Here is a 6,613-nt window from a genome sequence, read left to right on the forward strand (position 1 = left end):
CTTCGGCATCGACCGCATAGGGACAGGAATTGCACGTGAACGCGACCACGACGACCTTCGTCTGTTCAAGCGTCTGCAATGAATGCACACGGTCGTCGGTCCCCGGCAACTCGCTCCACGCCGGAGCGGTCTCGCCGATGTCCAGAACCGTGTTGTACTTGCCGGCCGACGCAGCGGTCGCCGCCAGGCAAACCAGCATCACGAAGGTGGTTAAAAAGAAATGCCTGGATCGGATCATGGGGACGGCGTGGTGATGGTTTGGGCTCGTTTGACGGGATACCAATTGTTGATTTTCTCCGCCAATCGGGCAACAACTTCGGGGTTCTCTTTGGCCAAGTTGTTGTTTTCGGCGGGGTCTGCGATCAGATCAAACAGCTGCGGCCCTTTCTCGTCTCTGGGGTGAGTCGATTGATAGCGATTGACTTCCCCGTCATAGGTCAGCAGCAGTTTCCACTTGCCCTCGATACACCAGCGGTAGAGCAACGTGGCTTCGGGGTCTTCGATGTCCGCGATGTCGTGCGCGAATCCTTCGCCGAAAAGGGTGTCGCGGGGAATTTCATCGCCGCTGGTCAAATGGGGCAACAGGTTCAACCCGGGGCGATCATCGGGCAGGGGAGCACCGGCGGCGGCCAACATCGTCGGGTAGATATCGATGCTGCTGACCAGTTCGGGTCGCGTGCCGGCCTTGATCTTGCCCGGCATCCAATAAAAGATCGGCGTTCTCACTCCGCCCTCATAAGGCGTTTGCTTGCTCCGCGGTGCGTAGCCGTTTTTCTCTGGATCTTGGATCCAACCGTTGTCGGTCAGATACACGACCAGCGTGTTTTCGGCGAGCCCGCGTTGTTCAAGCGACTCCATCAACTGGCCACAGGTTTCGTCGAACCACTCACACATCGCGTAGTACTTGGCAATCGTGAGCGGTCGTCCGTCGCGATACTTGTCCAACAATCGCTGGGGAGGCGTGTGGGGAGTGTGTGGCATGAACGGGGCGTACCACAGATAAAACGGTTTGTTCTCCTCAACGGCCAGATCCAAAAACTCGTTGATCGGCTCGATGCCGTTGCGTCCGATTTTCAATCCATCGTCTCCGTGACGTCCGCCTGGCTGGGGGAATCCGCGTGTCATGCCGTGGGTGAAACCGGCGTTTTGATAACTGCCCTCCCACAACTTGCCACTTTGGTGACTGAGGTAGCCGAGTTTGCCGAGCGCTTCGGGAACGGTTTCAAATCGATCCAGATACGAAATCAGTTGCGCCCGCTGCCGGTTAAACAACTCCGAATCGCGTGGAGCGTACTTGGGTGACGGATCGTTGCCGGTCACTCCATGAGTCGACGCGTAATGGCCCGTCAACAACGTCGCCAGCGAGGGTCGACACAGTCCCGTCGGCACGTAGCCGCGCGGGAACACCGCGGCTTCGGAGGCCAACTTGTCCAAGTTCGGCGTCTCGATGTCCGGATGCCCCATGAACCCATAGTCCGTCCAGGCCATGTCGTCACTGAGGAGCAGGACGATGTTGGGCGGAGCGGCCGAGCTGAATGGAGCAAACAGGGCGCTGAACAAAACGACCGAGAGGAAAAGCCGAAGTCGGTGAGCCATGGTGTGGGGGTAAGCAGGGAGGGAAGGGGCAGGGATCGAGCACAAGATTGTCATTGTAACTCGCATGCCGCCGCGGCGCAAATCGGCCGGAACCAGACGGCGTGGCAAGTATTTCGGCGTCGTCACTCGGCGATCAGTTCGACGACAACGCCCTTGAACGCCGGCGTCTTGCTTTGCGGATCGGCATGCCGGGCAACCAGCACGTTGGATTCGGGATAATACATCAACGCATTCCCGCTGCGAATGGAATCATAGGAGCGAGCCAGAATCCCGCTCATCGCTCCGGTTTCGCTTTTGACGGTGACGCGTTGGTCGTTCTCCAGACCAAAGCGTTTCAGGTCGTCCGGGTGAATCAGAATCAAATCGCGCCGTTCCTGATTGCGATACAGATCCTCTTCTTCATAGACAACCGTATTGAATTGTCCTTCGCTGCGTACGGTCATCAATCGCAGGTGATTGTTTTCGGTGCCCTTGAGATCCGGCAGTCGATGGCAATGCAGCACGCCGCGTCCGTCGGCGGTTCCGAATTTCGGATCGTGAAAGGTGCGTCCATCGATCTGAAATTCCTGTTTGGTCTGATCGATTTCGGCGATCTTGCCGTAACCGGGAACCACCGCGCCGATCCACTTGCGAATGGTCGAGGGATTGGCCAAGTCATCCCAATCAACGCCGGGCAGGTCAGGCACCACGGCTTTACCGAGCGCGGCAATCACAGAGACTTCGCTGCGAGGTCCTGGCAACCGAGCCGGCCCGCCGTCGCTCAGCCGCACAAAGTTGAACATCGATTCCTGTGTCGTCGGCGCCGGTTCTTCGTCACGCGCCAACACCGGCAAGACGATCGTTTCTTTCGCCAGACCATGGGCATGGCCGGTATTCATGGTCGTGTTCATCATCACGTTCATCTCCAGGCTGGAGAGTGCACGATCGGCGAACGTGGAATCGGGATTGGATCCGTACAAATTGCCGCCCAAGCAGAATCCGACTTTGATCTCGCCGCTCGCGGCGGCCTCCATGCATGCCAGCGTGTCCTTGCCCGGCGTCTCGGGCAGTTGGACCCCGAACTTGTCTTTCAATGCGGTAAAGATCTCATCCTTCAGCTTCGGTGTCACTCCCACCGAACCGATGCCTTGCACGTTGCTGTGGCCGCGGATCGGCATCAGCCCACACCCCGGACGTCCCACCATCCCGCGGGCGAACGCCAGATTGGCGATCGCCTGAACATTGTCGACGCCGTGGGCATGATGAGTGATGCCCATCGTCCAGGCGAAGACACACTTCTTTGACGCGGCGTAAAGTTCGGCGATCGATTCGATCTCGCTGCGAGCGACACCGGACTTGGTTTCGATCTCTTGCCACGTCAAATCGTCGACCGCCGCCAACCACTCCTTGGACCCGCTGGTGTGCTCGGTCAAGAACGCGTTGTCGATCGCCCCCAACGACTTCGTCGCCTTGGCCAGCCCCCACAACAACGCCAGGTCGCCGCCGATGTGCGGCTGAACGTAGTGACTGGCGATCTTGGTGCCCGCCAACAGCGAAATCGGATCGCTGGGGATGCGAAAATTAATCAGCCCCGTTTCACGCACGGGATTGATCACAATGACTTTGCCACCGGCACGACGCACTCGCATCAAGCTGGTCATTAAACGCGGATGATTACTGGCCGGGTTCCCACCGATCAGAAACACTGTGTCGGCTTTTTCCAGGTCGTCCAAGACGATGGTTGCCGTGCCGCTGCCGATGCTGCTTTGCAACCCGACGCCGCTGGCCTGGTGACAGTAATAGCTGCAATTGTTGACGTTGTTGGTGCCGTAAACCCTGGCCAACAACTGCAGCAAGAAACCGGCTTCGTTGCTGCTGCGACCGCTGAAATACCAAAACGTCTCGTCGGCCGCGGTCGCTGAAAGCTTTGCCGCAATGCTCTCGAAAGCCTCCTTCCACGTGATGACCTCGTAATGCGACTGGCCCTGACGATAGCGGAGCGGATGGATCAATCGGCCGAGCGATTCAAGCTCGCGTGGCGAGAGTTGTTTGAGTTGTTCGATCGAATTCTGTTTCCAATAATTCGGATCGATCCCCGGCTGCATGTCGGCGACCATGGCCTGCATGCTTTTCTTGCAAACCTCAAAGGAATGGCCGAGTTCATTGACCATCCCGCCTTTTTGCCCCCCCATCCCGACGGCGCAGGTTTTGCAACTGTTGCGGGTCCGCATGGCTTTGAACAGCTTCCAAACGCCCCCCGCCTCACGCCCCTTTTTGAACGTGTACCAGATCGCCCGAAATCCACCACCACTGCCGACTTTCACTGCGTTTTTTCCTCGAACGAATCACGGTTTGATGCCGTCAATCTTAACACCGATGGGCCGGCGGCGGGACCAACGGAGAGCCGTGCGGCGCGATTTAGCCACCGCCGTTTCAATCAGCCACCCGACCCCGGCGTTCAGGGGGAACAACACGTTGCGTCAAACCACCGAGAGAGCGATGATTGAAGCTGCCCGACGAGCCCTCTTTTTCGCACCTCTTCCATCGGACGAAAGTCATGCCCTGCGAACACCTGCGAGAACTGTTTGCCCTTTGCGAAAAACACGACCTTCAAATCGCCAGCCAAGATGCGATCAAGGTGGTCTGCCGCCAGTGCCATGAACAAGAGGTTTGCCCCTCCTCGCTGACCGACGGCGAACAAGTGATCGAATTGCCTCGCCGCGTCCAGGACGCGGCCGTCGATGAAGCAAACGGACCGACCGACGATGCGTCCCCATCAGCCACCTAACGGGCCGTTGAAGCCCCGGCGTACTGCCTGGCGTCGAAGAAACGGTAAGAAGATTTCGGAGGCAGGAAAATTGGATTAGGAGGACCACTTTTCGACAACCAAAATCTTCCTACCCTCAAAATCTTCCTACCCTCTTCCTGCATCTCCGCATCTCCTTTCAAAGACGCGTGATCACTTGCGGGAGCGTTTCGGATCCAAATTCGCATCCAGGTCCGATGCCGAAACCGACGACTTGACGCCGCCCTCGGGCACCTCGGCCTGGGCGATCCAGAGCAGCCCGTTGAGCACGACTTTGCGGAAGTTGTCGTTGCCCCAATTGTCATGAAAGTGACCGCCGGTGAAGCCGAATCCCCGGCCGCCGTCTTCCCGCTCGACCGTCCACATCATCGCCTCGGCGCGGCCCTCGGACGCTTGGATGTGCGGGTACGGGCCTCTCGGATAGACATAGGGTCCGTCGCGGACGTCCGCCGAGGGCACCGCGACCAGAATCGGGACGAACTTGATTCCGGCGGCCTCATCGGACCGGTTCCCGACGATGTCGGCCACAAACCGCATGTTGAAATACCATTCGTCCTTGATCTCGAACGGCTCGACACCCCGCGTCACGGGATGCTCGGGAAAGGACTCAAACGCCGGTTGCCAAATCGGGTTGCATGAAAACAGGTGCTCGTAGTGGCCTCCGATCCAACGCTTCATTTCGTTGCCGGCTTGATCGGCCAGGACTTCCACCCCGTAGTGCATGAACCCCAGGCCCACACCCCGCTTGGCCCAATCGTCGATCAATTTCAATCGACGTCCGTCCTGCTGGACGATTTCGTGCTTGCCGCCGCCATCCATGAAGAACACCACCGCGTCGGCATCATCAAAAATCGTTTCGTCCTGCGGCCAGCCGTTGAGCACAAACTGGACGTCCACCTCCGGCACGCCCGACAAGCATTTCGCCATCAGCTGTACCCCGGCGTTGAATTCGTGCATCCGGGGCGGGTGAGACGGCTTGCCCGCGACCAAAACAATTTTTTTCGTCTCGGCGTGTGCCACGCCAAACGAGAAGGCTGACGTGATCAGCAATCCGAACGCGATGATTGATTTCAAGGGACTCACTCGCAAGATGACGGAAACGTGGAACGAGTCACATCATCGCTGCCGTCATCGTCTGCCGCAACTTCGGAAAAGGGGTCAGGTACCAAAAATGCGAAGCACCCGACGCGCCATTTGGGTTTTGGTACCTGCCCCCGTTTCCGCTCAGGCACCACTCCGACGCCGCTATGGCCGATCCCCCCGCAATCTCCGGCCCGCCTCTTGACGCATTCGGCGGGAACGCCAAGCTGGACGGTTGATTTTCAGGCCGTTGTTCATTGCAGGTTGGCAAGATGAGTTTAGGAATCGCGTTGAAGGCTTTTTTCGCCGCGTTGGGGAACAAAGAAAAGGCGACTCAGATCAATTTGATCCTGCGTGGCCAGCAGCCGAGTGTCCCGGCCATCGAAGAAAAACCGGCGGAAACACCCGCCGCGAAGCAACCCGAACCCGTGCGTCGCGACCCCGCGGTGACGCTGTTGGCGACGCTGCAGCGGGAAGCCCGGTTGGTCGATTTGATCCAAGAAGACCTCAGCCAATACTCCGACGCCCAAGTCGGCGCAGCCGCCCGGCCCTGTCTGCAACAGTGCGGCGGAGTCCTGCAGCGGGTGATGGGCCTGAAACCCCTGCTCGATGCCGCCGAAGGCGCCATGGTCGATGTGGCTGCCGACGCCTCGCCGACCCGTTATCAGTGGATCGGCGAAGGCACCGGCACGTCGGGCAAACTGGTTCATCACGGCTGGGAAGTTTCCAAGGTGGAATTGCCGACGTGGACCGGTGACGCCGCCGATGCCAACATCGTCGCCGCGGTCCAAGTCCAAGCCCCCTAGCAACTGTTCATCGCGTCCTTTCACTTCACACCAATAGATTCGACATGGGCTCACGGTATTGCATCGGCATTGACCTTGGCACCACCAACTCGGTGGTCGCCTTTACGCCGCTTTCGCAGGACGGAAAAAAATCCGAGCCGAAACTGGAACTGCTTCCGATTCCCCAAGTCATCGCGCCGGGTCAGATTGAATCGCGGCCGTCGCTGCCATCGTTTCTCTATTTGCCTCGCGAGGGCGAAATCGAATCCTTGAAGACGCCGCTGGTGGGCGATCCGGGTCGCGGCATCGCGGGCGTCTACGCGCGACAACAATCGGCTGAAAACCCACAACGCGTCGTCGTGGCCGC

At 58.9% G+C, this 6,613-nt stretch carries 5 protein-coding genes and 2 pseudogenes; 3 read left to right on the forward strand and 4 right to left on the reverse strand.

The genetic code is table 11. The features are described 5' to 3' along the window. The 3 genes and pseudogenes from ABX749_RS16750 to ABX749_RS16760 form a co-directional block, all read right to left on the reverse strand. A pseudogene (locus ABX749_RS16750) lies at window positions 1-238 on the reverse strand (thioredoxin family protein); the annotation flags it as partial. Continuing rightward, on the reverse strand, window positions 235-1,596 hold the full coding sequence (locus tag ABX749_RS16755) for a sulfatase (RefSeq protein WP_372896979.1): 1,362 nt from the start codon (window positions 1,594-1,596) through the stop codon (window positions 235-237). The pseudogene ABX749_RS16750 and the gene ABX749_RS16755, both read right to left, overlap by 4 nt. 122 nt (window positions 1,597-1,718) lie before the next feature. Further along, window positions 1,719-3,899, reverse strand: a complete 2,181-nt coding sequence (locus tag ABX749_RS16760) for an FdhF/YdeP family oxidoreductase (RefSeq protein WP_372896980.1) — start codon at window positions 3,897-3,899, stop codon at window positions 1,719-1,721. A gap of 233 nt (window positions 3,900-4,132) precedes the next feature. On the opposite strand from ABX749_RS16760, the gene ABX749_RS16765 reads away from it, so the two are divergent. After that, entirely contained in the window at window positions 4,133-4,363 is a 231-nt protein-coding gene (locus ABX749_RS16765) for a hypothetical protein (RefSeq protein WP_372896981.1), read from the forward strand. Between the two features lie 171 nt (window positions 4,364-4,534). Here ABX749_RS16765 and ABX749_RS16770 read toward each other — a convergent pair whose 3' ends face one another. Next, window positions 4,535-5,464, reverse strand: a complete 930-nt coding sequence (locus ABX749_RS16770) for a ThuA domain-containing protein (RefSeq protein ID WP_372896982.1) — start codon at window positions 5,462-5,464, stop codon at window positions 4,535-4,537. Between the two features lie 269 nt (window positions 5,465-5,733). Here ABX749_RS16770 and ABX749_RS16775 point away from each other — a divergent pair, with 269 nt between their 5' ends. Further along, window positions 5,734-6,267: a DUF2760 domain-containing protein gene (locus ABX749_RS16775; RefSeq protein ID WP_372896983.1), complete on the forward strand. Its 534-nt coding sequence runs from the start codon at window positions 5,734-5,736 to the stop codon at window positions 6,265-6,267. Window positions 6,268-6,311: 44 nt separating this feature from the next. Further along, window positions 6,312-6,613 (forward strand): annotated as a pseudogene (locus ABX749_RS16780) (Hsp70 family protein); the annotation flags it as partial.

The organism is Stieleria sp., assembly GCF_041595215.1.
GTDB classification, from domain to species: domain Bacteria; phylum Planctomycetota; class Planctomycetia; order Pirellulales; family Pirellulaceae; genus Stieleria; species Stieleria magnilauensis.

What these genes read in the sequence shown, in the direction of transcription:
- ABX749_RS16755 (WP_372896979.1), bottom strand. Translation starts at nt 1,596, where the DNA reads ATGGCTCACCGACTTCGGCTTTTCCTCTCGGTCGTTTTGTTCAGCGCC.
- ABX749_RS16765 (WP_372896981.1), top strand. Translation starts at nt 4,133, where the DNA reads ATGCCCTGCGAACACCTGCGAGAACTGTTTGCCCTTTGCGAAAAACAC.
- ABX749_RS16775 (WP_372896983.1), top strand. Translation starts at nt 5,734, where the DNA reads ATGAGTTTAGGAATCGCGTTGAAGGCTTTTTTCGCCGCGTTGGGGAAC.